The sequence below is a fragment of the Microbacterium caowuchunii genome (genome assembly GCF_008727755.1).
Taxonomy (GTDB): domain Bacteria; phylum Actinomycetota; class Actinomycetes; order Actinomycetales; family Microbacteriaceae; genus Microbacterium; species Microbacterium caowuchunii.
The window spans coordinates 1,289,830-1,313,058 of the sequence record NZ_CP044231.1; the positions used below are offsets into that span (position 1 = coordinate 1,289,830).

Sequence of the window (23,229 nt, forward strand, 5' to 3'; positions counted from 1 at the left end):
TGCCGGGCTTCCGCTAACCCGCCGCCCGCAGCTCGTCCACCATGCCGAGGATGGTGTCCGCGACCAGTTGCGGCTGGTCGTGGTGCATGATGTGCCCGCTGTCGGTCTCGGAGATCCAGACACCGCCCGGGATCAGCGCCGCCGTGACCGGCCGGGACACGCGTTGCGCCTCGTCGAGCAGATAGCCGAAGCCAGGGGGAACGATCGGCGGGACGGCGCCCTCGGCCACCATCCGCTCGACGATCGGACCCCACTCATCGTCCGCGGTCAGCACGATGTAGGGGATGCCAGGCAGGTCACCGTATCTCGCCTCCACCTGGTCCATGCTGGCGTCCACGTCGGCGTACTCGATGTCGGGGTATTCGGCCGTCATCGCCGCGACGTCGCCGGTGAGCAGCAGCTTCTGCACCTCCCACTGCGCGCGCGTCTCGGCACGGCGCAGCTCGGGGGTGAGGGCGTCCACCAGGATCAGCCCGAGCACCTCGTCCGAGTGATCGGCGGTGTAGAGCAGGCCGGGAAGGCCGCCGAGGGAATGCGCGACGAGGACCGTCGGTCCGGTCTCACCGGCCGCCTCGAGCAGCGCACGCAGGTCCCGGGCCATGACCTCGGCGTTCGTCGGCATCGGCGCGGGAGAGCTGCGACTCGTCGCGGTGCCGTCGTGGGGCGTGCCCGGCCGGTCGTAGGAGCACACCCGGGTCTGCGCTGCGACCTGCTCGAAGACCGGAGGCGCGCTCTGGTCGTGTCCGACGCTCTGCCACTCCTGCACGGTGGCGCGCTGGCCGGGGATGATCAGCACTCGGGGAGACCCGGTGCCCGCGCACTCGAGATACATCTCCCGCCCCTCGCCGAAATCGAAGGTGCCCGCGATCGGTGCGGCAGCCTGCGGAGAGGGCTGGGTGCCGTCCTGCTCCTCGGCAGCCGATGTCGCACACGCCGTCAGCAGGAGCACCAAGACGGTTCCCGCGAGCGCGGGCAGGGCGCGCGGGCGACGGCGGTGTCCGGGCATGTGCACAGTATGGACCCGGCCCCGCACTTGTGCCGCGTGGAGCGCATGCAGGAGACTGACGCCCACGGGTCCGGGGGACCCCGCATCCAGCGCCATGCGGCATCGATGCCGATTCAGGGCGCACCCGCGCCACGCCGCCCGTCGGCACGAAGGAGCGCGGCAATGAGGTCAACGGTCCCCGTCTACGCCGCGTTCGCGGTCTGCGCCGTCGTCGTCGCCGCGGTCGCGGTGACCGTCGCAGCTCCCGCGGAACCGCCGGACTTCCAGCGCACCGCTGCCGTCGCGAGTGCGGATGCGGAAGCGCTGCTCGCGGCGCACGACGCGTCGTCGCTCTCTCTGGCGCTGGTCGCCGGCGATGACGTGGCCTGGGCGGGGACGTTCGGAGCCGTGGACGCACGCGCCACTCCGCCGACCACGGAGACGCTGTACGGCATCGGGTCGGTCAGCAAGATCGTCACGACGGTCGCGGTCATGCAGCTGGTCGATGCCGGCGAGGTGGACCTGGATGCCCCGGTCGTCGACTACGTCACCGATTTCCGGATGGACGACCCCGACTACCCGCAGATCACGGTGCGCATGCTTCTCAACCACTCGGCCGGCTTCCCCGGGACCGACTACGCCAACGGGTTCACCTCCACCCCGTTCACCGGATACGCCGAGCAGATGCTCACCCAGCTCTCCCAATCACGACTCAAGAGCATGCCGGGCACGGTCGCGGTGTACTGCAACGACTGCTTCACGATGGCCGGCCTCCTCGTCGAACGGGTGAGCGGCATGCCGTTCACCGAGTACGTCCAGGAGCGAGTGTTCGATCCGCTCGGCATGACCCGGTCCGGGTACCCCACGGCTCCGCTGGCCACGGGCGAGTACGCCCCGGTGATCCTCGACGGCCGAATCCAGCCGGCGGAATACCTCAACCTCTACGCGTCCGGCGCGCTCTTCTCGACACCGGGGGAGATGGCGCGGCTTGCGGCGGTGCTGCTGGGTGACGGCACCTGGCGGGGCGAGCGGGTGGTCTCCCCGGCCTCGATCGAGGAGATGGGGCTGGACCAGATGGCCGGCACCCTGGACCCCATCGCCTCCACCAGCTTCCGTTACGGACTCGGCTGGGACACCGTGGCGGATCCGGGACTGGCGGCAATCGGGGCACGGGGGTGGGGTAAAGGCGGCGACACCATGGACTACCACGCGACGTTCCTGCTCGCTCCGGATTCAGACCTCGCCGTGATCGTCACCGCGGCAGGGCGCCAGGTCGGCTCGGGGATGCTGAGCACTCTGGCGCAGACGATCCTCCGCAGCGCGATCAGCGAGATCGACGCTGTCACCCCCACCCTCAAGCCCCTGGACCCATCGGGACCGGCCGAGTCGACGGCGACCGGAGAACAGCTGGCGGCGATGGCCGGCTCCTATGCGGGGGCGATGCCGATCCGCGTCGAAGCGACGCCGGAGGATGCGCTGGCGGTGAGCGTCCACCACGGCGGGCAGTGGCTGCCCGAAGAGACCTTTACGCTGCGGACCGACGGCCTCTTCTGGAGGACGACCGAGCCGTCACGATCGCTGCAGACCCGCACCGCCTGGGGGCGGACCTACCTCGTCGTCCAGATCCCGGAACCGGAGGGCACGTTCCTCGACGCGACGATCCTCGGCGAGAAGGTCTCACCGAACCCCGCACTGACGGACGCATGGAGGGAGCGGACCGAACGGACGTGGGTGATCGTCAGCGAGAGCGCGGATTCCCTGCTCTGGCAGGGTGACCCGACCCTGAGGATGGCGGATCCGGACGACACCGGTCACCTCTGGGTGACGCACGCGCAGGGGGCGACGCCGGTCGATCCTCGCGAAGGTGACGACATGGCGGCGATGTTCGTGCAACTGCCCGCGGTGAACGGGCGCGACATGAACGACCTGCGGATCCTCGCCCGCGACGGTGAGGAATGGGTGCGATTCGGATCGGGAACGTACCGCCCGGTCGAGAGCATCCCGCCGCTCGCGGACGGCGAGGTGGAGGTGACGATCGGCGCGGATTCCGCCGCGGAATGGCGGACCGTCACCGCCGACACCCGGCTCGATGCCACGGAGGGCACCCGCTGGCGGGCCTACACCGCGGACGGCATCGCGATCGATGTGGCGGCCGGTGCGGGCGTCCTGCCGGCCGGCTCGCTGGTCGTCGTGTTCGGGGAGGCGGGGGAGAGCATCACGCTCCGCGCGGAGGGGGTCTGAGGCGTCGGGACCGCCTGGGCGGGTGTCCCCGCCGCGGGACGGCTGCCCGTCGGGGGCGGGCGCCATGCCAGAATCGGCGCCATGACGATACGTGTGAACGTGGACAACTTCTGCCGCGCCGAAACGGACCGCATGTTCAAGGATCTGCAGGCGGCCGCCGGGGGTGTGAACCGGTTCCTGCACAACCGAGAGCCCGCCGCGATCGACGAGCAGACCGTCATCCGGCTGAACCGGGACACCCTCTACAGCTTCGCGGTCGTGGACGTCACAAGCGGCGCGACCCTCCACCTGCCGGATCCGGGCGACCGCTATCTCACCGCAATGGTCGTGAATGAGGACCACTACGTGAACGCGGTCTTCCACGGGGCCGGGGATCACGAACTGACCCTCGAGCAGCACAGCACGCCGCACGTCGTCGTGGCCGTCCGCATCCTCGTCGATCCCGGCGACCCCGACGATGTCGCCACGGTGCTGAAGCTCCAGGAGGGCATCCGGATCACCGGCGGGGGCGCGGCCGCGTTCGTCTACCCGGACTACGACGAGGCCTCGCTGAAGGAGACCCGCGACGCGCTCCTGTCGCTTGCCCGCAATCTCACCGGATTCGACCGCATGTTCGGGGCAGTCGGCGAGGTCGATCCGGTCCGGCACCTCATCGGAACCGCCGCCGGATGGGGCGGGCTGCCCACGAGCGAAGCGTCGTACATCGGCGTCGACCCGCGTCTGCCGGTCGGGCACTACGAACTCACCGTCCGTGACGTGCCGGTCGACGGGTTCTGGTCGATCTCGGTGTACAACGCGGAGGGCCGCTTCGAGCCGAACGACCGTGACGCCTACACGGTCAACAACATCACCGGGGTGCCGAATCCGGACGGATCCATCACCGTCCGGTTCGGGGACTTCCCGGAGGACGTGCCGAACGCCATCCCGATCACCGAGGGATGGAACTACCTGGTCCGGCTGTACCGGCCTCGCCCCGAGATCCTCGACGGTTCCTGGGCCCTGCCCGCTCTCACCACGGTCGACGCCGCCGGAACGGTGGCCACGTGAGGGAACCCCTCCCCGGGAGAGTCGCGCCCGTCGCTCTCTGAATCAGGCAGACCCGGGCGCCCTGCATGAGAGGTCGGCGGGGCGCAAGCCCTGGGTCCCGGCTTTCGGGGGGCCTAGGGTGGGGGAGGTGACCGACAATCAGACGACTGAAGATCAGACGATGGTGCGCACGGAGGTGCTGGTGAACGGCGAGAGCTTTCCGCTGGCACAGGGACAGGATCTCGATCAGTTGCGCCGCCAGTTCGAGGAGGCCGCGCGCGACGGAGCGAGGTTCGTCGACTTCGTCGTCGTGGGCAACAGATCGACGTCTGTGCTCGTCTCACCGCGCACGGAGGTCGTGATCTCCACGTCGGCCGTGCAGTTCGACCCACGCGACACCGGCGATGACGAGAACCCCTACGGCGGCTTCTTCGACCTCTGAGCGAGGTGTGCACTCGACCTCGGGACGAGGGCACACGCTCGACCAGAGGTCCGACACCGACGAGTCGATTCCGCACGCGCCCCGCGCGTGCCTACCGGAGAGCAAGATGGGCAAGTTCATCTACAACACCCAGGCCAGCGCCACGTTCGACGATCGGCTGCTGGCGCACCTTCAGATCGTCATGGGAGCGAAGCTGCGTCGTTCGGAGGCGTTCTTCTTCACCTGGAAGGATGATGCCAGCCTGGGTAACGGCCGCACGACCCTCTGGGTGCACGCCGGCGCGTCCCTGATCTTCAAGTTCAGCGGGAGTCGGCAGCCGCAGATCAATCGGGCATGGCTCGAGGCGCTCACCGACACGGCTAATTCGCCGGGGGGTCTCCGGGTCATCCGAGAGCCGCAGACAGCCGACACGGCAGAGGACCGAGTCCTCGTCGGCTGACGAACATCCCTGCGGGGGTCCGCGCGGACGACGCGGATCGGTCTGGGCCGGCGGCCCGCCGATTCGATGAGGGCGCCGCCGACGGATGACCCCGTGGCCGGACAACGACGCGGTTCTGGTCACGGTCGCCGTGTCCTCGTAGGTGCTCGACTCCCGGAGGCAGCCGGGCGCACGATCCGGGTCAGGACCCGTCGAAGCGGCGGGCGTGCTCGGTCCAGCCCGACTCGACGGGCAGTGACCGCAGGCTCGGACTGCATACGGCGAGAAGCGCGGCCGCGAGGCAGAGCGCACCCGCCACGAGCAAGGTGCCCTCGCGGCCCAGCGTGCCCAGGCCCAGCCCCGCGATGAGCGGAGCCAGCGGCATGGCCCCCATCGCGAACACGCCAAGCGCGCTGTTCGCCCGGCCGAGGAGATGGTCCGGCGTCGCGACGGTGAAGTACCCCAGCAGACCGGCGTTCAACGCCGGCACCAGGATCACGCCGCAGCCGAGGACGCCCAGGATGGCGGGGATCCCCTGCGCGAGCGGCAGCGTCAGCATCGCCGCGGTGGCGGCGCCGAGCCCGACGATCATGAGCAGCCCTGCGCTGACGCGCCCGATCAGCAGAGGGCTGACCAGCGCACCCACGAGCATGACCGCGCTCACGGCAGCGCCCGTCCACCCGATCACGGCGGCCGAGTAGCCCTCCTGCTGAAGGGCGAAGATCGTCGTCGTCATGCCCGTGTTGAAGCCGAGGTTGATGATGGTCGTCACGACCAGGACGGCACGCAGATCGCGCCGGGCCAGCAACCACCGGAGGCCCTCCGTCACCTCCGCCAAAGCGGACGCTCGTTTCTCCGGGAGGATGCGCTCCGAAGCCCCCGCGGTCCGGAGGAGGGCCCATCCGGTCACGGTCGCGGCGAGCTGGCAGATGGCCATGACCGCTCCGACGAACCATCCGCCGGCCGCGAGAAGCATGCCGCCGAGCGGCCCTCCGAGCAGGCCGAGCAGCGCATCGCGACCCTGGTTCGCCCCCTGGGCGCGACCCATGGCATCCGATGGGACGAGTTGCTTGAGCGCCGACTCGTCCGCGACGCCGAACAGCCCGGTCCGGGCGGCGATCAGGGCGTTCAGGAGGAGGAGTGCCGCGAACGTCAACGCGTCCGTGAGCGCGAGAAGCGTGAACGCAGCTGCGAGGACGAGACCGAGCACGGCTCCGGCGAGCATCAGGACGAGGCGGTCGTGTCGATCGGCGAGCACGCCGCCGATCAGGCTGGTGACCACCCGGAGGAGGAGCCCGGTGGCACCGATCACCCCGGCCTGAGCGGGGTCATCCGTGATCATCAGCGCGAGGAGGGGGATGGCGAAAGCGGCCAGTGATTCGGCGAGCCCGGTGGAGGTGTCACCGGCGAGCCACAGCAGGTAGGCGGGATTGCGCGTGAGGCGGTGCGGGGTGGATTCGGCGACGGTCATGAGGACACGGTAGACCCGCACGTTTACTTGCGCAACTAGTCGTGCGCAAGTAAACGTGCGATCCCTCTAGACTGCTGCCATGTCCGAGCCTGAACGTCCTGTCCGGCACCCGCACTCGGAGGCACCGACCATCCGTGCCGCGCAGCTGAAGGCCATGGCCCATCCGGTCCGGATGCAGATCGAACAGGCGCTCGACCGCCGAGGATTCGCGCGCGCTGCGGATCTGGCGGCTGACCTCGGCTTGCCCGCCAATCAGGTGAGCTTCCACCTCCGGGTCCTGGCCGCGGCGGAACTCATCGAGGAGGCTCCCGAGCATGCTCGGGATCGACGCGATCGGGTATGGCGGCGCGCCCCTCAGATGTGGCAGCTCGGCAGCCCGGAGCACCCGGTGGAGGATGAGCGGCTCGGCGGCATGCTGCTGCGCGAGATCGCGGCCCAGCATCAGGACCTCGTTCGACGGGTCGCGCAGTGGGCGCCGGAGTATGCGAGCGGCCGCACGACCGAGGTGCACGGCACGTTCACGCGCTACGGGCTGTGGCTGACCGAGGAGGAGTGGGAAGCGCTGATGGCGAAGTTCGCCGAAGCGGTGGACGGCTTCCGCGACCTCCACGAGCCCGGAGCAGAAGGAACCCGGCGCTGGCAGATCGATGTGGTGGGGGCCGACGACGTGATCTGAGGTGTGCACGTGCCGGAGGCGTCACCTCCGGCACGTGCACATCACTTCTCGGGCTGGGCGGGGAGGTCCTTCTCGTCCTCCTCGATGGGGTCGTTCAGCGGGGGAAGGGTGGGGTCGTCGCTGGCGGGGTGCGGGTCTGCAGTACTCATACGCCGAGCCCACACCACGGGCGACCTGCGTGGGAGGGCCTTGACGGACCGTCGATCGTCTCCCGGCGCGTCATGCAACACCGGGGGCGACGTGGGCGCACTTGGTAGGTTGGCCCCGTGCCTCGCCTGAGGGCGCACCGCCCACGAACGGAGTCCCGATGTCCATTCCTCCCTCTCCCGCCGCTTCCGCCTTCGGACGTGTCGGAGTCTGGAGCCGGGGCGCGGCGCTCACCGGCGAGCGGGCCGCGCGGATCGAGGTACTGGGGTATGGCGCGGTGTGGATCGGCGGCTCGCCCGACGCGGACCTCGCCATCGCGGAATCGCTGCTGGACGCCACCGAGCACCTGACCGTGGCGACCGGGATCGTCAACATCTGGAAATCACCGGCTGAGGAAGTGGCCGCGTCGTTCCACCGGCTGGAGCGCACGCACCCCGGCCGGTTCATGCTGGGGATCGGCATCGGGCACCGCGAGTCGATCGGTGAGCGGTACCAGAAGCCCTATGCCGCGCTCGTGTCCTACCTCGACGCTCTCGACGCTGCGGGCGTCCCGGCCTCCCGGCGGATCATCTCCGCGCTCGGCCCCCGCACCCTGAAGCTCGCGGCGGAGCGTTCCGCGGGAACGCACCCCTACATGACCACGCCCGCACACACCCGCTTCGCGCGCGAGCTGCTCGGCCCCGGTCCGCTGATCGCGCCCGAGCAGCGGATGGTCGCCGACACCGACGTGACGGCAGCCCGTGCTGCCGCGCGGGACTTCCTGACGCGCTACCTCGCCCTCTCGAACTACCGGCGGACACTGGAGAGTCACGGCTTCACCGCTGCCGACCTGGATGACGGTGCCACGGACGCCGCCGTCGATGCGCTCGTCCCGCACGGGACGCCGGCCGACCTGGCGGACGCGGTCCGTGGGCACCTCGACGCCGGCGCCGATCACGTGTGCGTGCAGATGCTGCCGGCCACGGACGACCCGGCACCCGCGCTCGAGGCGCTCGCGGCGGAGCTCGACCTGGCTTCCTGAAGGCTCCTCGTCTTCCTGAGGGGATGCCTCCGGCGCGACGCCTGGGCAGAGTACGCCGCGGCGCCGTCCGGTGCAACCCGCCTCCGACCCGCGGTCCGGGCGGGCTAGCTTTCGCGGTATGACCTCCGACAACACGTCCCGCCGAGAGCCGGGCGCCCCGGCATACGACACCGGATCCCAGAGCGCCGCAGTCCCTGTGGACCCGAACAGCACGCTGCACCGGGACGTGCTGGAGCGCGAGAAGGCGCGCTTCGGCGGATTCCAGTTCGGTGCGGCCTTCTTCGGCTGGCTGACGGCGATGGGAACGGCGGTCCTGCTGACCGCCCTGGTGGCAGCCGTCGGTGCGGCCATCGGATTCAGCAACGGCGCGACCGTCGATGAGGCCGTGGATGCCGCATCCGACAACTCCACCACCGTGACGGTCGTCAGCGCCATCGTGATCGGCCTCGTGCTCCTGATCTCGTATTTCGCGGGCGGCTACGTCGCCGCCCGGATGGCACGGTTCGACGGGCTCAAACAGGGTCTCGCCGTCTGGATCTGGGCCATCGTCATCGCCGTGGTCGTCGCAATCGTCGCCGCGATCGGCGGCAGCCAGTGGGACATCCTGGGCAATCTCGACGGTTTCCCGCGGATCCCGATCACCCCGGAGAGCGCCACGCTCACCGGCATCCTCACCGCCATCGGAGCAGCGGTCATCACCCTCATCGGCGCACTGCTGGGCGGGGTGACCGGAATGCGGTACCACCGCCGGGTGGATCGCGTCGGACTCGGTCGGTGACGGACCCTCCTTGACGCAATCACGACACGGAAGACAGGACACCATGCTCTCCTCGCACAACATCGCACGCCTCGTCGGCGCCCATGTGACGGACCCGGACGGGGACAAGATCGGATCGGTCGGGCAGATCTTCGTCGACCCCACGACCGGCGAGCCCAACTGGGCCACCGTGAAGACGGGATTGTTCGGCACGAAGGAGTCGTTCGTTCCGCTGGAGGGCGCGCAGGACGTAGACGGTGCGCTCCGGCTCCCGTTCACGAAGGATGTCGTGAAGGGCGCGCCCCGGATCGATGACGACAGCGAGCTGAGCGAAGCGGAGGAGGACGAGCTCTACCGTTACTACGGGAACCACCTCGGAACCCCGGACGGCTCCGATCCGGCCCGTGCGGCGGGAACGGACTCCCACAGCCGCCGCGAGGACGACCGTGACGATGTCCACACGGACGGGGACCTGCGTCGCGACCCCGGCTCCGGGCAGGCCGGCGAGAACACCCCGGCCGGTACGGCGGACACGAGCCGGGACGCCGGCGACCGGGTGGACACGCGCTCAGACGCAGGTGACCGGGTGGACACCGATGCGGCGGACACCGAGACGCGAGCGGGGGGTCGGCAGGTCAGGCTTCGCCGCTACATCGTTGCCGAGGAGGCCACGGTCATCGACCCGGCGACCGGGGACACCATCCTGGTCGAGCGGGAATCCGTCATCGATGTCGGTGATGACGACGGCGGGCGCTCCGCTGATCAGCGAGGCGACTCCGGGTCGCGCGGGCGGTAGCATCCCCGCCGCCGAACGGAAACATGCCCGGCGGGGTTCATGGGCCGAGGCAGGATAGAGACATGGCTGCCACCCCCTACGCATCCCGGCCCTGGCTCTCGTCCTACGCGGATGGCGTCCCGCACGAGATCGAGGAGCCGTCGCAGACGCTCACGGAGATGATGGAGAAGAGCGTCCGTACGTACGGGCACCTCCCCGCGATGGAGTTCTTCGGTGCGACGACGAGCTATCGGCAGCTCGGCGAACAGATCGACCGCGCGGCGGAGGGTCTGCGTCGCCTCGGCGTGAAGAAGGGGGACCCCGTCGCCCTGGTGCTGCCGAACTGCCCGCAGCACGTCGTGGCCTTCTACGCCGTGCTGCGCCTCGGCGCGATCGTGATCGAGCACAATCCGATCTACACGGCACGCGAGCTCCGTCACCAGTTCGAGGACCACGGCGCCCGGGTGGCGATCGTCTGGGACAAGACCTACGACGTGATCGACGATTTCCCGCGTGACCTGAAGGTCGAATCGATCATCAGCGTCGACATCACCACAGCCCTCCCGCTCACCAAGCGGCTCGCCCTGCGGCTCCCCGTGCCCAAGGCGCGCGCCGCGCGCGCCCAGCTGACGAGCGAACCGAAGGCCCGGCGCCCGCTGACCTGGAAGAGCCTCCTCGACCACCGGCGCATCTCCCGGCGGGTGCCGCGTCCGTCGGTTGGTGACATCGCGCTGCTGCAGTACACGAGCGGAACGACGGGTGCGCCGAAGGGCGCCATCCTGACCCATGCCAACCTGCGCGCCAACGCCATGCAGGGACGTGCCTGGGTGCCGGGTCTCGTCGACGGCAAGGAGACCTTCTACGCCGTCCTGCCGCTGTTCCACGCCTACGGGATGACGCTCTGCCTGACGTTCGCGATGAGCATCGGCGCCAAGCTCGTGCTGTTCCCCAAGTTCGATCTGGATCTCGTGACGGATGCATCCCGCACCAGTCCGCCCACCTTCCTCCCGGGCGTACCGCCGATCTACGATCAGCTGGCCCGCGCGGCGGCCCGCGGCACGATCGACCTGTCGACGGTCCGTTTCGCGATCTCCGGGGCGATGAGCCTGCCGGTGAACACGGTCGAACGGTGGGAGGAAGCCACCGGGGGACTGCTCGTCGAGGGCTACGGGATGACCGAGACGTCTCCGGTCGCCCTCGGCAACCCGATGGGTCCGACGCGCCGCCCGGGCACGGTGGGCGTGCCCTTCCCCAGCACCGAGATCCGGGTGGTCGACCCGGAGGACCCGAGCATCGACCTGGAGCTCGGCGAGCCCGGGGAGCTCCTCGTCCGCGGTCCGCAGGTGTTCCAGGGCTACTGGAACCGCCCCGGTGACACGTCGGCGGCCCTGCTGGAGGACGGGTGGCTGCGCACCGGTGACATCGCCACGGTCTCCGCCGACGGCTTCGTCACGATCGTCGACCGGCTCAAGGAGCTCATCATCACGGGCGGGTTCAACGTGTCGCCGTCCGAGGTGGAGAACGCGCTCGAGGCCCACCCCGACGTCACCGGCGCCGCGGTGGTCGCTCTGCCCCGGCCCAGCGGCGGGGAGATCGTCGCGGCGGCGGTGGTGCTGCGGGAGGGTGCGGCCATCGACCCGGACGCCCTCCGGGACTTCTGCCGGACCCATCTCGCCGCCTACAAGGTGCCCCGCCGGGTGGTCATCGTCGACGAGCTCCCGCGGTCGCTGATCGGCAAGGTCCTGCGTCGCGAGGTGCGCGAGCAACTGCTCGCCGGCTGACCTCGCGCGGGCGCGGGGCCCGGCGCCGGACGCCGAGCCCCGCGTGCCGTTGCGTCAGAACGCGGAGGCGCCGGCCTCGGCGACCGTCTGGTCCTGCTCCCCGGATCCACCGCTCACGCCGACCGCTCCGACGACCGCTCCGTCCCGGGTGAGCGGGAGGCCGCCGGCGAAGATGGCGACCTTGCCGCCGTTGGTGGTGTGGATACCGAAGAACTGCTGCGTGGGCTGCGCGTTGTCGCCGAGGTCCTTGGTGGCGATGTCGAACGCCTTCGAGGTCCAGGCCTTGCTGATCGAGATGTCGATGCTGCCGATCCACGCGCCGTCCTGCCGGACGTGGGCGACCAGGTTCCCACCGGCGTCCACGACGGCGATGTTCATCGGCTGGCCGATCTCGAGCGCGCGCCGCTCGGCGGCGATGATGACACGGCGGGCGTCTTCCAGGGTGACGGACATGATGTTCCTTTCCAGAACGTTCGGGATGGGGACGGCGTCGCTCACACAGCGATGTAGCCGTTGGGGTTCAGCACGTACTTCTTGGCGGCGCCCTTGTCGAAGTCCGCATAGCCCTGCGGGGCATCGTCGAGGGCGATGGGGGTGGCGTTGACGGCCTTCGCGATCTGCACCCTGTCGTGCAGGATCGCCATCATCAGCTGCCGGTTGTAGCGCATCACGGGGCACTGCCCGGTCGCGAAGGAGAGGGACTTCGCCCACCCGAGGCCGAGGCGCAGGGAGAGCGATCCGGTCCGCGCGGCCTCGTCGACGCCGCCCGGGTCGCCGGTGACGTAGAGCCCGGGGATGCCGAGTGCACCTCCGGCAGCGGTGATGTCCATGAGGGAGTTCAAGACCGTGGCGGGCGCTTCGTGATCGGCATCCGCGCCGTGTCCTCGGGCTTCGAATCCGACGGCGTCCACCCCGCTGTCGACCTCCGGGACACCGAGGATCTGCTCGATCTGGTCCTTCGGGTCCCCGTCGGCGACGTTCACGGTCTCGCAGCCGAACGACCGCGCCTGCGCGAGGCGGTCCTCGTTGAGGTCGCCGACGATCACCACTGCGGCGCCGAGCAGCTGCGCACCGACTGCGGCGGCGAGCCCGACCGGTCCCGCCCCGGCGATGTAGACGGTGGAACCCGGTCCGACACCCGCCGTGTAGGCGCCGTGGAATCCGGTCGGGAAGATGTCCGAGAGCATCGTCAGATCGAGGATCTTCTCGAGCGCCTGGTCACGGTCGGGGAACACCAGGAGGTTCCAGTCGGCATAGGGGACCAGCACGTACTCGGCCTGCCCGCCGACCCATCCGCCCATGTCCACGTAGCCGTAGGCACTGCCCGGGCGGTCGGGGTTCACGTTCAGGCAGATCCCGGTCTTGCCCTCCTTGCAATTGCGACAGCGTCCGCAGGCGATGTTGAACGGGACGGAGACGATGTCGCCGACCTTCACGAACTCCACGTCGGGGCCGACCTCGACGACCTCGCCGGTGATCTCGTGTCCGAGCACGAGACCCTCGGGCGCGGTGGTGCGCCCACGGACCATGTGCTGGTCGGATCCGCAGATGTTCGTGCTGACCGTGCGCAGGATCGCCCCGTGCGGCACGCGCCGGCCGACGTTGGCGGGGTTCACCCCGGGGCCGTCCTTCAGGACGAACTCCGGATAGGGGGTGTCGATGACCTCCACCACGCCCGCCCCCTTGTACGCCACTGCTCGATTCCCAGACATCATCGTCCTCTCGCCGGAATTCCGGGTGCGGTCACACCTCCCTGCCCAGCCTCGCCTGTGCAGGAGGATGGCTCAATGACCGCATCGTGCGGGTCGACCACTCCTTTCGGGTAGCCGGCGAGCGGCCTACAGTGGGCGCGTGAGCAGCGCGCACCCGGCGGAGCAGATCGCCCTCCTGCGACGCCTGTCCACCGTGCTGGACGCCCCGAGGTCGGCGGTGACCCGGGAACTGTCCGCGCTGCTCGCACCGATCGCCCCGCACACGGCACTCGTGGTCGTGACGGCCGACGCCGGGGGAGGGGAGCGGCACGGCACGGGCGATGCAGCGTTCGTGGACGCCGTCTCCGCCCTGCAGCTGGATCACCTGCGCCGCATCGTCCTGCGTCCGGGCAGCGTCGGACGGGACGCCCTTCCGGTGGCGGGCGTCGCCCGGCCCACGCTCCAGGTCCTCGCCCGCAACGGAGCGCTCCTCGTGCTCGCGGACCCGGTCGGCGAGCCGGCCACGGACGAGTTCGCGCTGCATCTGTGGAACGTCGTCGCCTCGCACCTGCAGAAGGTGGCGGATGCTGCCCCGCCCGACTACCTGCACCTCGCCCGCGCGACCTCGGGCGTCCGGATGGACGCCCTCACCGAACTGGCCGACGAGTACTCGACGACCCTGGAGTCCGTGCTGGCCACCCTCCGCTCCGGGGTGCTCGACGACTCCTCCGCCCGGCGCCGCGCGACGGTGACCGCTGCGGACGGTCTCGTCCATCTCCGCACGGCGAGCGATCGCGTCCGCACCTACACAGAGGAGCCGGTGACCACCGCGTTCGCGCGGCTGCGTGACGACCTGCATCCCCTGGTCACCTACCGCGATCTGCAGGTGCAGTTCGTCGAGCCTCCGGCGGACGGGCGACCACTGCCCGGCGAGGTCGCGCACGGAGCGCGGGCCGTGGTGCGCGGCGCGGTCCTGGCGCTCGTCGACGTCGCGGACGTCTCGCGGGTGCGCGTGCAGTGGGACTGCGACGGGACGAACCTGCTCATCAACGTGCGCGACGACGGACCGGGGGACCTGTCGGAGGCCAACACCCTGCTCCAGCTGGTACGACAGCGCATCCACGCGCTCGACGGACGGATGTCGGTCGCGGCCACCCCGGGCTGGGGCACCGAGATGGCGATCGTCATCCCGCTCGACCCGCCGCACGCGGTCTCCGCCCCCATGACCGCCGCGGGGCTACGGCCCAGGGAACGGGAGGTCATCGAGCTCCTGACCGTCGGTCGCTCCAACCGTGCCATCGCGCAGGAACTCGGCATCAGCGAGAACACCGTGAAGTTCCACGTCTCCCGCATCCTCCGCAAGCTCGGTGCCGCGTCCCGCGCCGAAGCGGTCTCCATGCTGCTCTCGCCGCGGCGTCCCTGAGGCGGGCGCCCGGGCTCGCTTCACGTCCCCGCCGGGCTCGGCCGTCCGAACCAGCGGGTCAGACGCCGCTCGAGACCCTCCTGCGTCGCACCGGCCCAGGCGACGTGTCCGTCCGGGCGGAGCAATACCCCCGGGGCGCCGGGATCCACCCCGATGTCGACGACGTGATCCACGCGGTCCTGCCAGCCGGACGGCGAGAGCGCGCCCTCCCGGTCGAGCAGGATGCCGCGTCCGGCATGCATCCGCTCGTACAGGCGTCCGCACAAGAGCGGGACGTCCGGCATCCGGCGGCCCACGAGGTCCTCGTCGTCGCCGAGGTCGTAGCGGATCGCGGTGGAGGTGATCTTCTCGGTGAGCCGTTCGTTCACGCCGTCGATGCCGATCAGCTCCGACAGAAGCGAGCGTACGGCCTGCGCGCCCGGCTCGGGCGCCATCAGTTCGGTCAGGGTACGTGTCGTCTGCAGGACGGCGGCGGCGACCGCGCGTCGCTCGGTCTCGTAGGTCTCCAGAAGGTCGGGCGGAGCCCACCCCGCCACGGTGGCGGCGAGTTTCCAGCCCAGGTTGAACGCGTCCTGCAGCCCGAGGTTGAGCCCCTGGCCGCCCACGGGCGGGTGCACGTGCGCGGCGTCGCCGGCCAGGAGGACTCGTCCGGCGCGGTACCTGTCGGCGAGGCGGGTGGCGTCGGTGAACCGCGAGATCCAGCGGGGGGAGTGCACGCCGAGATCGGTCCCCGCGAAACGACGCAGCTGCCGGGAGAGCTCCGACACGGTGGGAGCAGCGGACCGGTCCTCGCTCACGCCCTCCGCGGGTGCGATCACCCGGAAGTAGCCGCCGCCGATGGGACCGGCCCCGAAGTTCTTGTGGGTCCGGCGGACGTCGGCGGCGACCGAGGCGATGAGGCCCGGATCCGCGGTCAGCTTCACCTCCGCGATCAGCGTCTCGTGCTGGGCGGGTTCCCCGGGGAATCCGATGCCGAGGAGCTTTCGCACGGTGCTCCGGCCCCCGTCGGCCCCGACGACGTACCCCGCACGGATCCGCGTGCCGTCGGCGAGGACGACCGTGACCGCGCGTTCGTCCTGGCTCACCCCGGTGACCTGGGCGCCGCGGCGGATCTCGACGCCGAGACGGGTCGCGTGCTCGGTGAGCAGGCGTTCCGTCTCGGGCTGCGGTATGCCGAGGACGAAGGGGAAGGTCGTGTCGATCCGTGCGGGCCGGGGCGCCGGGATCCCCGCGAAGAATCCGTCGAGGGGATGGCGTCGTCCCCGCTCCAGGAACGCTGCGGCGAGGCCGCGCTGGTCGAGGATCTCGACGCTGCGCGCATGGAGCCCGAGCGCGCGGACGACCGGGCTGGGCTCCGCATCCCGGTCGAGTACGAGCGGTGCGAGTCCACGGAGCCGGAGTTCGCCGGCCAGCATGATGCCCGTGGGGCCGGCCCCGACGATGAGCACGTCGATCATGAGAGCCCTCCTCGATCCTCGTGCGGTCCCGTCGGTGCCGGGCCGCTGCGGCCGCCCATTCTGCTGGGCACAGGGGGCCTTGTGGCAAGCCCCGGGCGCGGCGCTACCATGGAAGGGGCAGGGAGGATATCCCTGCCTTCGTCGTCTCCGGTCGTGTCCCGCCGGTTGCCGCGCGCCGCTCCGATACCGTGGGAGTGATGTCGTCCTCGCTCCTGCCCGCCGCATGAAGGTCCGTGCCGAGCGGCGGCGGCGGCGTCCACGGGTGACCGCTGCACTCGTCGCCGTCTTCCTCGCTCTCGTCGTGGCGGGCGGAGCCGGCGCATCGCTCTGGCCGCTCGACCCGGACCCGTCGGTCGCCGACGCGGCGCCCGGGACCGCCGCGGAGCTCCTGGCCTCCCTCGAGGTGAAGGAGCGCGCGCCCAAGACGGGGTACGCACGCGACGAGTTCGGCAGCGGGTGGCTCGACACCGACCGGAACGGCTGCGACACCCGCAACGACACGCTCGCGCGTGATCTGCGCGATGTGGTCAGATCCGGACCGTGCACCGTCGTGACCGGGACCCTGCACGACCCCTACACGGGCGAGCGCGTCGACTTCCTGCGCGGTCAGGACACCTCCGCCCTGGTCCAGATCGATCACGTCGTGCCGCTTTCGGACGCATGGCAGAAGGGGGCGCAGCAGCTCGATCCGGACCGGCGTCGCGCGTTCGCGAACGATCCGCTCAACGTGCTGGCGGTGTGGGGGCCCGCCAACGCGCAGAAGAGCGACGGCGACGCGGCCACCTGGCTGCCGAAGGAGAAGTCCGTCCGCTGCGCCTACGTCGCGCGTCAGGTGTCGGTCAAGGCGGCCTACGGGCTCTGGGTGACCCCCGCCGAGCGCGACGCGATCGCCCGGGTCCTGGCGCGGTGCCCGGACGAGCCCGCCGTCACCGGTGCCGGCGCGCCCCTCGTCGTCGAGCGCGGCTGAACGGTTCAGGTCTGCCGCCCGGTCACGGCCGACGACCAGACCCAGCATCGGTACTCGGTTCCGGAGGCATGGAACCGGATGGCGACCGCCGTCGCCGTCCACATCACCGCCTCCGCCCGTACCCGCAACGGCTCGTCGCCGAACCGCACCCAGGCGCGCACGCGTTCGGGGCGGGGATTCGTCGTGACCGGGAGGACGTCCAGTTCGAGCTCGGCACGCGTCAGGGTGCGCAGCGGACCCGCCGCAGCCGCCCGGGCGACGAGCCGTTCTTCTCCCACGGCGTCGTAATGCTCGGCATATCGCTTGCTCGCTCCCACGACCGATCCCTCTCTCCGGCCGGGGACCAGCCTAGCAAGACTCGAAGAAGTGTTCTAATCTAAGGACTCATGGCGAGCCAAGAGATCGAACAAGACCTCACCATCTGGATGGTGGACGAGGTCCCGGCCCGGATGTACTACGCGGGTCGGCGCTGGCGCGTCACGGACCGGCCCACGCGCCTGCGGGAGAGTGTGTGGAGTGCCGCGCTCGAGGAGCACGGACCGGGGCTCTACGGCTGGCGCTTCCAGGCCACCGATGACCGGGGGAGCAGCGTCGTGTTCGACGTGTACCGGGGCGCTGCGCAGTGGCACGTCCACCGCAGCTACACCTGAGTGAGGGGGAGGGGAGTGCGCCGTCAAGCCCCGGTATCCGCGGCAGCCGGGGAACCTAGGGTGGGCGCATGGACTCCACCGATGGGATGAGCGACGCCGAGAAGCGTCACGATCAGTTGACGAGCGCACCGGACGCGACGGAGGAGGACGCGAGGCCCCGCATCGTCGTCAGTGAGCATGACGGGAACACGCGCATCGACATCGCCGAAGACGCTCCGGTCCGCCCGAGCGATCCTCGCGACTGAAGCGGCTCGCGCGGCCGGTCAGGCCTGGGGGCGCTGGATCAGCACGAGACCCTGCTTCGTGTCCGCGAGCATCACCCAGCCGTCGCCGAACTGGTAGGTCATCCCGTACCCGTCGTGCGTGGCCACGGCCGTCTCGGGGTTCTCGGTGATGTAGTCGTCCTCGCCCTCCACGAGCTGCCAGCCCGAGCCCAGCAGCTCGACGCGCGCGTCCTGGGCCTCGGAGGGCGAGATGGGCGCCCACCCGAAGATCTGGACGTTGTCGCTGGCGATCGAGTAGTCGCCCCAGACGCACTGGAGGCCTTCGCGCAGTGTCATGCTGCCCACGCGCAGGGCGTCCTGCTTGTAGGACCAGTTGTGGGACTCGAACTCCTCGACGAGGGATTCCGGGATGAGGGTCTCGCAGGTGGGGGCGGGCGCGTCCGGCGTGGGCGTCGTGCTCGCCGCGGGGGCGTCGGTCGGACGGCTCGCCGCGGGAGGAGCCTCCGTCGGCGTGTTCTCAGGCTCGTTCTGGCCGGCGCATCCGGAGAGCAGGACGGCGGAGGCGGCGAGCAGGGCGGCCACTCGGGCGGAGCGAGCGGGTGCGGTCGTCATGCGGGGGACTCCGTTGCGGGGGTCTGCTCGAAGAAATCGAGGAACGGGCCGTGCAGGGTGCCGTTGGTGGCGAGCACGGACAGGGTGGAGAGGGATTCCGAGCCGTCGAAGGCGGTGAGCCGCCCGCCGGCCTCGGTGACGATGGGGTGATGCGCGGCGATGTCGTAGACCTTCACGCCGAACTCCGCGACCATCTCGATGCGACCTTCCGCCAGCAGCATGTACGGCCAGGCGTCCCCGTACCCGCGGTCGCGCCACACCCGGCGGGACAGCCGCAGGAGATCGTCGGTACGACCCACCTCGTCCCACTGCGCGATGCTCTGGAAGCTCACGCTGGCGTCGTCGAGGGTCGAGACGTCGGACACCCGGATGCGTCGCGGAGCGCCCTGCGTCGCCGTCCAGGCGCCGTGACCCTCCGCCGCCCACCAGCGCCGGCCGATGGCGGGCTGGCTGACGACGCCCACGCGGGGCACGCCGTCGACGGCGAGCGCGATGAGGGTCGCCCACATCGGGACGCCGCGCAGGTAGTTCGCCGTCCCGTCGATCGGATCGATGATCCACTGCCGGGAGCTGTCGCCCTCCGATCCGAACTCCTCGCCGAAGACCGCGTCCGCGGGACGCTCCGCGGCGAGGATGTCCCGGATGGCGCGTTCGGTCGCGAGGTCGGCCTCGGTGACGTGCGTCGCGTCGGCCTTCGTGCGGATGTCCAGATCGGCCGCGTCGAAGCGCGACATCGAGACGGCGTCGGCGGCGTCGGCGAGACGCAGCGCGAGGGCGAGATCGTCCGGGAAGGACCCCTTCGCACGCTCGGGTGGACCGGCGGGGGGATCGGGGGTCATGAGCCCAGGATACCCGGCGCCGGATGGGCCGATTGGCGTAAGTCGCGGCAGTGATGGTAACGTTTTACCTCGGTTCGGAAAGCGGAAAAAGCGCCCGAATCACGCACCTCTAGCTCAATCGGCAGAGCAACTGACTCTTAATCAGTGGGTTCAGGGTTCAAGTCCCTGGGGGTGCACGGATCAGCCCTGCAGAGCTCTCGCCAGCGCCTGCGGGGCTTTTCTCTTTCCTCGGCGGAGGGTGTGGAACGGCTCGTCGCGACGCGGGATCAGCGCGGCGCTGCGTCGCCGCACGTCAACCCCTCGACGCCGTCGGGTGGCGGGGCGTGTACTGAGGACATGATGAGTCTTCCCGACACGAATCCGCCCGAACCGCTCGCGCCGAACCCCGGTGAGCCTGCCCCGCCCACTCCGGACGAGCCGCTCGCGCCGAATCCCGTCGAGCCGACGATCCCGCTCGACTGAGCGCGGCGGGTCAGCCGAGCGGCGTGCCGGCGCGCAGGTCGTCGAGCATGGCCTTCGGGATCGCGAACGCTCCGCCACCGAGGTTCACGAGCACGGCGAGTTCGGGGTTCATCCCTTCGACGAGGACGCGTCCGTCCATGGGAACCGCGAAGCGGGCGACGTCGATCGTCTCCTCGAGCGCGTCCACGGTCGAGGCGATCACGAGGTAGTCCACCTCGTCGATCCGCGAGATGACGGGGTCGATCGGTCCCGCCTCGGGATCGCTGATGGAGGGCACGTAGATCGTCGCCTCGAGGAAAGCGTCGATCAGTTCGATGTGGGTGATCTCACCCGCTTCGGCGCGCGCAGCCAGGATCGCGAGGTCGTCGGGGGTCTGTTCGGCATCCGTCATGATGCCTCGATCCTCTCATCCCGTCAGGAGCTCGTCCGTGCTCCGGCGCGGCCCGTGAAGTGGTCCATCGAGGAGTAGACGCCGAAGACGCGGTCGGCGACGACGTCCCAGACCCGGGTGGGCAGGACTCCGCGCAGCGCCATGGCCAGCTTCACCGTCCAGGGGCGGGTCACGACCGGGGTGCCGCGGAGCATCCCGTTCCAGGCGGCCCGAGTCGCCTGCCGCGGCGTCATGATCGGCGTGAGCAGCGGTCCACGCGCGCCCTCGAACATGCCCGTGGACACGTAACTCGGGCAGAAGGTGGTCACTGCGATGTGACGATGCCCGTTCTTCGACAGTTCCAGTCGCAGCGAGTCGCTCCAGCCGATCATCGCCCACTTCGAGGCGGCGTAGACGCTCATGTTCGGGTTCGCGAGCGTACCCGCCGCGGAGGCGATGTTGAGGATGCGCTTGGGTCGGGATCGGTCGGCGAGCATGTCCGGCAGCACCTCGCGGGTCAGCCACATCGCGGCCAGCGTGTTGATGCGCATGATGGCCTCGATGTCGCGCTCCGGGTCGTGCTCCCAGAACGGCGCGCCACGGACGATGCCCGCATTGTTGATGAGGACGTCCGGTGCCCCGAGATCTGTGCGCACGGCGGCGACGCCCCGCTGGATCTCCTCCAGGCGCGACACGTCGACGCGGTAGGCACGCACGTCGCATCCGGAGCGGGACAGATCCTCGGCCAGCGCGGTCCCGGCCTCCGCGTCGATGTCCCACAGGGCGACGGCGGCCGCGCCCGCGGCGACCGCGCGGCGGGCGTAGAGCTCGCCCATCCCGCGCGCTGCGCCGGTGATGAGGACGATCGCACCCCGCACGGGCGATCCGGCGTCCGGTCCAGTGGTCATGTCGTTCTCCTCCGGTCGATGGGTGCCGTCGTGCGGCGCCGTCCGTACCATCATCACCCGCGCCCGCCCCCGTCGCCGGAATGGCAGCGGCCGCGGGGTCGGCCGGGCGGCGCCGCAGCTGTGTATCGTGGGCGCGACGCGCCGGCGGTGGCCGGCGGATCGCGAGGGGGCGGGATGACATCCGTGCGGGGACGGGTCGTGCGATGGCTGGACGAGCGTGCGCGCACCGGCGTCGTCCTCGGGCCCCACGAGGTCGAGGTCGTGCGGGACCTCCGCGTCCCGATGCCCGACGGGGTGCACCTCCTGGCGGATCTGCATCGTCCCGTCGGTGCCGACGGCGCGCTCCCCACCATCGTCATCCGGGGGCCGTACGGACGGCGCGGGACCCTTGGGCGCGTCGCCCGGATGCTCGCCTACGAGGGGTTCCCCGTGCTCTTCCAGAGCTGCCGGGGGACGGGTGGTTCGGAGGGCGTCTTCCGCCCGCAGCTCGACGAGCAGCAGGACGGGATCGCTACCCACCGGTGGGTGCGCAGGCAACCGTGGTTCACCGGGAGGCTCGCCACTTTCGGTGAGAGCTACATGGGCTACACCCAGTGGGCCGTCGCGGCGGAGATGCAGCGCAACGACCCCGATCATGCGCCCGAGGCCTACGTGCTGCAGATCACCATGCCGGACTTCGGTGTCGTCACGTGGGACAACGGCGCGTTCGCGCTGCAGAACGCCTTGGGCTGGAGCCGGATGATGGACCGGATGTCGCGAGGCCCCGCGGCCAGGCTGGCGATGCTGCTTCCCGACCCGCGCCTGGGGCGTGCATTCGACGTCCTCCCGCTGAGTACGGGCGACACCGCCGCCGCAGGGCGTCCGATCCCGTGGTACCAGGACTGGGTCTCCCACGAGGACCTCACGCATCCGTACTGGACGCAGCAGTCGTACACGGACTCGGTCGGCGAGGTGACCGCGCCGGCGCTGATGATCACCGGGTGGTACGACATCTTCCTGCCCTGGCAGCTGCGGAACCACGCCGCGATGGTGGCGGCGGGGAACTCGCCCCTGCTGACGGTGGGGCCCTGGGGGCACATGACCCCGGAGAAGGCCGCGCCGGCGCACCAGGACACGGTCGCGTTCCTCAAGCGCACCTTCGCCGACGAGCCGTCGTCCCGGTCGGCGCCCGTGCGCGCCTACCGGACGGGCAGCGAGGACTGGCACGACCTCCCCTCGTGGCCGCCCGCGGGCACGGCGATGGCCGAATGGTTCCTGCACGCCGACGGCCGGGTCTCCGAGCAGGCGGCGGCCGCCGGGGTCACGGAGTACGTCTACGACCCGGACCACCCCACGCCCGCGATCGGGGGGCCGAGTCTCGGCCCGGACACGGCGCCCGCCGACAACGCCGCCCACGAGCGTCGGGGGGATGTGGTGGCCTTCCGGTCCGAGGAGTTGGACGCGCCGATCGACATCGCCGGCGAGCCTACGGCGCGCGTGCGGATCCGCTCCTCCGCCCAGAGCTTCGACGTGTTCGTCCGCATCACCGACGTGCACCCGGATGGGAGGGTCATGACCGTCTGCGACGGCATACGTCGCGTCGGATCCGTCGCCACCCGCGCGTCGGATCCAGAACCGGACGGGGAGGGTTTCCGTGAGGTGGAGGTCACCCTCTGGCCGACCTTCCACCGCTTCCGGCGCGGCCACCGGATCGGCGTGCAGTTGAGCTCCGGGGCGCACCCCCGGTACGCGCGCAATCCAGGCACCGGGATCGCCGCCGCGACCGCCGCGCGCACCGTGGTCGCCGAGCAGGTGCTGGCGCACGGTGGCGAGCGCGGCACACGGATCGGGCTGCCCGTCCGGCCCGGCTGAGCGCCCCGTTCCGGCGCGTCTGAGCGCCCCGTTCC

At 70.5% G+C, this 23,229-nt stretch carries 25 protein-coding genes and 1 tRNA gene; 16 read left to right on the forward strand and 10 right to left on the reverse strand.

The window, feature by feature from the left end; all coding sequences use genetic code 11:
* Window positions 1-13: 13 nt before the first annotated feature.
* Window positions 14-1,006, reverse strand: coding sequence for an alpha/beta fold hydrolase (locus F6J84_RS06125; RefSeq protein WP_191905767.1), 993 nt, complete (start codon window positions 1,004-1,006; stop codon window positions 14-16).
* Window positions 1,007-1,168: 162 nt separating this feature from the next.
* On the opposite strand from F6J84_RS06125, the gene F6J84_RS06130 reads away from it, so the two are divergent.
* From F6J84_RS06130 to F6J84_RS06145, 4 genes are all read left to right on the forward strand, one after another.
* Complete coding sequence (locus tag F6J84_RS06130) at window positions 1,169-3,226, forward strand: serine hydrolase domain-containing protein (protein WP_191905768.1); 2,058 nt, start codon at window positions 1,169-1,171, stop codon at window positions 3,224-3,226.
* 81 nt (window positions 3,227-3,307) lie between these two features.
* Window positions 3,308-4,273: a DUF1254 domain-containing protein gene (locus F6J84_RS06135; RefSeq protein WP_150972236.1), complete on the forward strand. Its 966-nt coding sequence runs from the start codon at window positions 3,308-3,310 to the stop codon at window positions 4,271-4,273.
* Window positions 4,274-4,400: 127 nt separating this feature from the next.
* Window positions 4,401-4,694, forward strand: a complete 294-nt coding sequence (locus tag F6J84_RS06140) for a hypothetical protein (protein ID WP_238702618.1) — start codon at window positions 4,401-4,403, stop codon at window positions 4,692-4,694.
* A gap of 106 nt (window positions 4,695-4,800) precedes the next feature.
* Window positions 4,801-5,133: a DUF7882 family protein gene (locus F6J84_RS06145; protein ID WP_150972238.1), complete on the forward strand. Its 333-nt coding sequence runs from the start codon at window positions 4,801-4,803 to the stop codon at window positions 5,131-5,133.
* A 181-nt stretch (window positions 5,134-5,314) separates the two neighbouring features.
* On the opposite strand, the gene F6J84_RS06150 is transcribed toward F6J84_RS06145, so the two are convergent.
* Complete coding sequence (locus F6J84_RS06150) at window positions 5,315-6,583, reverse strand: MFS transporter (RefSeq protein WP_150972240.1); 1,269 nt, start codon at window positions 6,581-6,583, stop codon at window positions 5,315-5,317.
* Between the two features lie 79 nt (window positions 6,584-6,662).
* On the opposite strand from F6J84_RS06150, the gene F6J84_RS06155 reads away from it, so the two are divergent.
* The 5 genes from F6J84_RS06155 (at window position 6,663) to F6J84_RS06175 (ending at window position 11,740) form a co-directional block, all read left to right on the forward strand.
* Window positions 6,663-7,259, forward strand: a complete 597-nt coding sequence (locus F6J84_RS06155) for a winged helix-turn-helix domain-containing protein (RefSeq protein WP_202980477.1) — start codon at window positions 6,663-6,665, stop codon at window positions 7,257-7,259.
* Window positions 7,260-7,566: 307 nt separating this feature from the next.
* Window positions 7,567-8,427, forward strand: a complete 861-nt coding sequence (locus tag F6J84_RS06160; protein WP_150972242.1) for an LLM class F420-dependent oxidoreductase — start codon at window positions 7,567-7,569, stop codon at window positions 8,425-8,427.
* Between the two features lie 118 nt (window positions 8,428-8,545).
* Window positions 8,546-9,205, forward strand: a complete 660-nt coding sequence (locus F6J84_RS06165; protein ID WP_150972245.1) for a hypothetical protein — start codon at window positions 8,546-8,548, stop codon at window positions 9,203-9,205.
* A 43-nt stretch (window positions 9,206-9,248) separates the two neighbouring features.
* Window positions 9,249-9,980 (forward strand): PRC-barrel domain-containing protein, encoded by a 732-nt coding sequence (locus F6J84_RS06170; RefSeq protein ID WP_150972247.1) that lies wholly within the window; start codon window positions 9,249-9,251, stop codon window positions 9,978-9,980.
* 62 nt (window positions 9,981-10,042) lie between these two features.
* Window positions 10,043-11,740: a long-chain-fatty-acid--CoA ligase gene (locus F6J84_RS06175; RefSeq protein ID WP_150972249.1), complete on the forward strand. Its 1,698-nt coding sequence runs from the start codon at window positions 10,043-10,045 to the stop codon at window positions 11,738-11,740.
* A gap of 54 nt (window positions 11,741-11,794) precedes the next feature.
* Here the strand turns inward: F6J84_RS06175 and F6J84_RS06180 are convergent, their stop codons facing one another.
* Window positions 11,795-12,193 carry a GlcG/HbpS family heme-binding protein gene (locus F6J84_RS06180; RefSeq protein WP_150972251.1) on the reverse strand — a complete coding sequence of 133 codons (399 nt, stop codon included), beginning with the start codon at window positions 12,191-12,193 and terminating at the stop codon, window positions 11,795-11,797.
* Between the two features lie 41 nt (window positions 12,194-12,234).
* Window positions 12,235-13,452: a formaldehyde dehydrogenase, glutathione-independent gene (gene fdhA, locus F6J84_RS06185; RefSeq protein WP_150974718.1), complete on the reverse strand. Its 1,218-nt coding sequence runs from the start codon at window positions 13,450-13,452 to the stop codon at window positions 12,235-12,237.
* Between the two features lie 139 nt (window positions 13,453-13,591).
* Here fdhA and F6J84_RS15775 point away from each other — a divergent pair, with 139 nt between their 5' ends.
* The gene (locus F6J84_RS15775; protein ID WP_150892245.1) at window positions 13,592-14,854 is read left to right on the forward strand and encodes a helix-turn-helix transcriptional regulator; all 1,263 of its coding nucleotides are present in this window, start codon (window positions 13,592-13,594) and stop codon (window positions 14,852-14,854) included.
* Between the two features lie 20 nt (window positions 14,855-14,874).
* Here the strand turns inward: F6J84_RS15775 and F6J84_RS06195 are convergent, their stop codons facing one another.
* A complete protein-coding gene (locus tag F6J84_RS06195) occupies window positions 14,875-16,311 on the reverse strand; it encodes an FAD-dependent monooxygenase (RefSeq protein ID WP_150972254.1) in 1,437 nt (478 codons plus the stop codon).
* A 262-nt stretch (window positions 16,312-16,573) separates the two neighbouring features.
* On the opposite strand from F6J84_RS06195, the gene F6J84_RS06200 reads away from it, so the two are divergent.
* The gene (locus F6J84_RS06200; RefSeq protein ID WP_238702620.1) at window positions 16,574-17,278 is read left to right on the forward strand and encodes an HNH endonuclease family protein; all 705 of its coding nucleotides are present in this window, start codon (window positions 16,574-16,576) and stop codon (window positions 17,276-17,278) included.
* Between the two features lie 5 nt (window positions 17,279-17,283).
* Here the strand turns inward: F6J84_RS06200 and F6J84_RS06205 are convergent, their stop codons facing one another.
* Window positions 17,284-17,595 (reverse strand): hypothetical protein, encoded by a 312-nt coding sequence (locus F6J84_RS06205; RefSeq protein ID WP_150972258.1) that lies wholly within the window; start codon window positions 17,593-17,595, stop codon window positions 17,284-17,286.
* Between the two features lie 69 nt (window positions 17,596-17,664).
* Here F6J84_RS06205 and F6J84_RS06210 point away from each other — a divergent pair, with 69 nt between their 5' ends.
* Window positions 17,665-17,928 (forward strand): hypothetical protein, encoded by a 264-nt coding sequence (locus F6J84_RS06210; protein WP_150972260.1) that lies wholly within the window; start codon window positions 17,665-17,667, stop codon window positions 17,926-17,928.
* Window positions 17,929-17,996: 68 nt separating this feature from the next.
* The gene (locus F6J84_RS06215; RefSeq protein ID WP_150892249.1) at window positions 17,997-18,173 is read left to right on the forward strand and encodes a multidrug transporter; all 177 of its coding nucleotides are present in this window, start codon (window positions 17,997-17,999) and stop codon (window positions 18,171-18,173) included.
* 18 nt (window positions 18,174-18,191) lie between these two features.
* On the opposite strand, the gene F6J84_RS06220 is transcribed toward F6J84_RS06215, so the two are convergent.
* The gene (locus tag F6J84_RS06220; protein ID WP_150972262.1) at window positions 18,192-18,764 is read right to left on the reverse strand and encodes a hypothetical protein; all 573 of its coding nucleotides are present in this window, start codon (window positions 18,762-18,764) and stop codon (window positions 18,192-18,194) included.
* Window positions 18,761-19,603 (reverse strand): inositol monophosphatase family protein, encoded by an 843-nt coding sequence (locus F6J84_RS06225; RefSeq protein ID WP_150972264.1) that lies wholly within the window; start codon window positions 19,601-19,603, stop codon window positions 18,761-18,763. The genes F6J84_RS06220 and F6J84_RS06225 overlap by 4 nt, the downstream gene beginning before the upstream one ends.
* A 103-nt stretch (window positions 19,604-19,706) precedes the next feature.
* Here F6J84_RS06225 and F6J84_RS06230 point away from each other — a divergent pair.
* Together F6J84_RS06230 and F6J84_RS15780 are read left to right on the forward strand one after the other, a co-directional pair.
* Window positions 19,707-19,779, forward strand: a tRNA-Lys gene (locus F6J84_RS06230).
* A 160-nt stretch (window positions 19,780-19,939) separates the two neighbouring features.
* On the forward strand, window positions 19,940-20,065 hold the full coding sequence (locus F6J84_RS15780; protein WP_263595991.1) for a hypothetical protein: 126 nt from the start codon (window positions 19,940-19,942) through the stop codon (window positions 20,063-20,065).
* A 10-nt stretch (window positions 20,066-20,075) separates the two neighbouring features.
* On the opposite strand, the gene F6J84_RS06235 is transcribed toward F6J84_RS15780, so the two are convergent.
* A complete protein-coding gene (locus tag F6J84_RS06235; RefSeq protein WP_150972266.1) occupies window positions 20,076-20,456 on the reverse strand; it encodes an SseB family protein in 381 nt (126 codons plus the stop codon).
* A gap of 23 nt (window positions 20,457-20,479) precedes the next feature.
* Window positions 20,480-21,343 (reverse strand): SDR family NAD(P)-dependent oxidoreductase, encoded by an 864-nt coding sequence (locus tag F6J84_RS06240; protein ID WP_150972268.1) that lies wholly within the window; start codon window positions 21,341-21,343, stop codon window positions 20,480-20,482.
* A 174-nt stretch (window positions 21,344-21,517) separates the two neighbouring features.
* On the opposite strand from F6J84_RS06240, the gene F6J84_RS06245 reads away from it, so the two are divergent.
* Window positions 21,518-23,194 (forward strand): CocE/NonD family hydrolase, encoded by a 1,677-nt coding sequence (locus F6J84_RS06245; RefSeq protein WP_191905769.1) that lies wholly within the window; start codon window positions 21,518-21,520, stop codon window positions 23,192-23,194.
* The last annotated feature ends 35 nt before the right edge of the window (window positions 23,195-23,229 follow it).

Coding starts and splice junctions, on each gene's coding strand:
- F6J84_RS06125 (WP_191905767.1), bottom strand. CDS start 1,006: ATGCCCGGACACCGCCGTCGCCCGCGCGCCCTGCCCGCGCTCGCGGGA.
- F6J84_RS06130 (WP_191905768.1), top strand. CDS start 1,169: ATGAGGTCAACGGTCCCCGTCTACGCCGCGTTCGCGGTCTGCGCCGTC.
- F6J84_RS06135 (WP_150972236.1), top strand. CDS start 3,308: ATGACGATACGTGTGAACGTGGACAACTTCTGCCGCGCCGAAACGGAC.
- F6J84_RS06145 (WP_150972238.1), top strand. CDS start 4,801: ATGGGCAAGTTCATCTACAACACCCAGGCCAGCGCCACGTTCGACGAT.
- F6J84_RS06150 (WP_150972240.1), bottom strand. CDS start 6,583: ATGACCGTCGCCGAATCCACCCCGCACCGCCTCACGCGCAATCCCGCC.
- F6J84_RS06155 (WP_202980477.1), top strand. CDS start 6,663: ATGTCCGAGCCTGAACGTCCTGTCCGGCACCCGCACTCGGAGGCACCG.
- F6J84_RS06160 (WP_150972242.1), top strand. CDS start 7,567: ATGTCCATTCCTCCCTCTCCCGCCGCTTCCGCCTTCGGACGTGTCGGA.
- F6J84_RS06165 (WP_150972245.1), top strand. CDS start 8,546: ATGACCTCCGACAACACGTCCCGCCGAGAGCCGGGCGCCCCGGCATAC.
- F6J84_RS06170 (WP_150972247.1), top strand. CDS start 9,249: ATGCTCTCCTCGCACAACATCGCACGCCTCGTCGGCGCCCATGTGACG.
- F6J84_RS06175 (WP_150972249.1), top strand. CDS start 10,043: ATGGCTGCCACCCCCTACGCATCCCGGCCCTGGCTCTCGTCCTACGCG.
- F6J84_RS06180 (WP_150972251.1), bottom strand. CDS start 12,193: ATGTCCGTCACCCTGGAAGACGCCCGCCGTGTCATCATCGCCGCCGAG.
- fdhA (WP_150974718.1), bottom strand. CDS start 13,452: ATGTCTGGGAATCGAGCAGTGGCGTACAAGGGGGCGGGCGTGGTGGAG.
- F6J84_RS06195 (WP_150972254.1), bottom strand. CDS start 16,311: ATGATCGACGTGCTCATCGTCGGGGCCGGCCCCACGGGCATCATGCTG.
- F6J84_RS06210 (WP_150972260.1), top strand. CDS start 17,665: ATGGCGAGCCAAGAGATCGAACAAGACCTCACCATCTGGATGGTGGAC.
- F6J84_RS06215 (WP_150892249.1), top strand. CDS start 17,997: ATGGACTCCACCGATGGGATGAGCGACGCCGAGAAGCGTCACGATCAG.
- F6J84_RS06220 (WP_150972262.1), bottom strand. CDS start 18,764: ATGACGACCGCACCCGCTCGCTCCGCCCGAGTGGCCGCCCTGCTCGCC.
- F6J84_RS06225 (WP_150972264.1), bottom strand. CDS start 19,603: ATGACCCCCGATCCCCCCGCCGGTCCACCCGAGCGTGCGAAGGGGTCC.
- F6J84_RS15780 (WP_263595991.1), top strand. CDS start 19,940: ATGATGAGTCTTCCCGACACGAATCCGCCCGAACCGCTCGCGCCGAAC.
- F6J84_RS06235 (WP_150972266.1), bottom strand. CDS start 20,456: ATGACGGATGCCGAACAGACCCCCGACGACCTCGCGATCCTGGCTGCG.
- F6J84_RS06240 (WP_150972268.1), bottom strand. CDS start 21,343: ATGACCACTGGACCGGACGCCGGATCGCCCGTGCGGGGTGCGATCGTC.
- F6J84_RS06245 (WP_191905769.1), top strand. CDS start 21,518: ATGACATCCGTGCGGGGACGGGTCGTGCGATGGCTGGACGAGCGTGCG.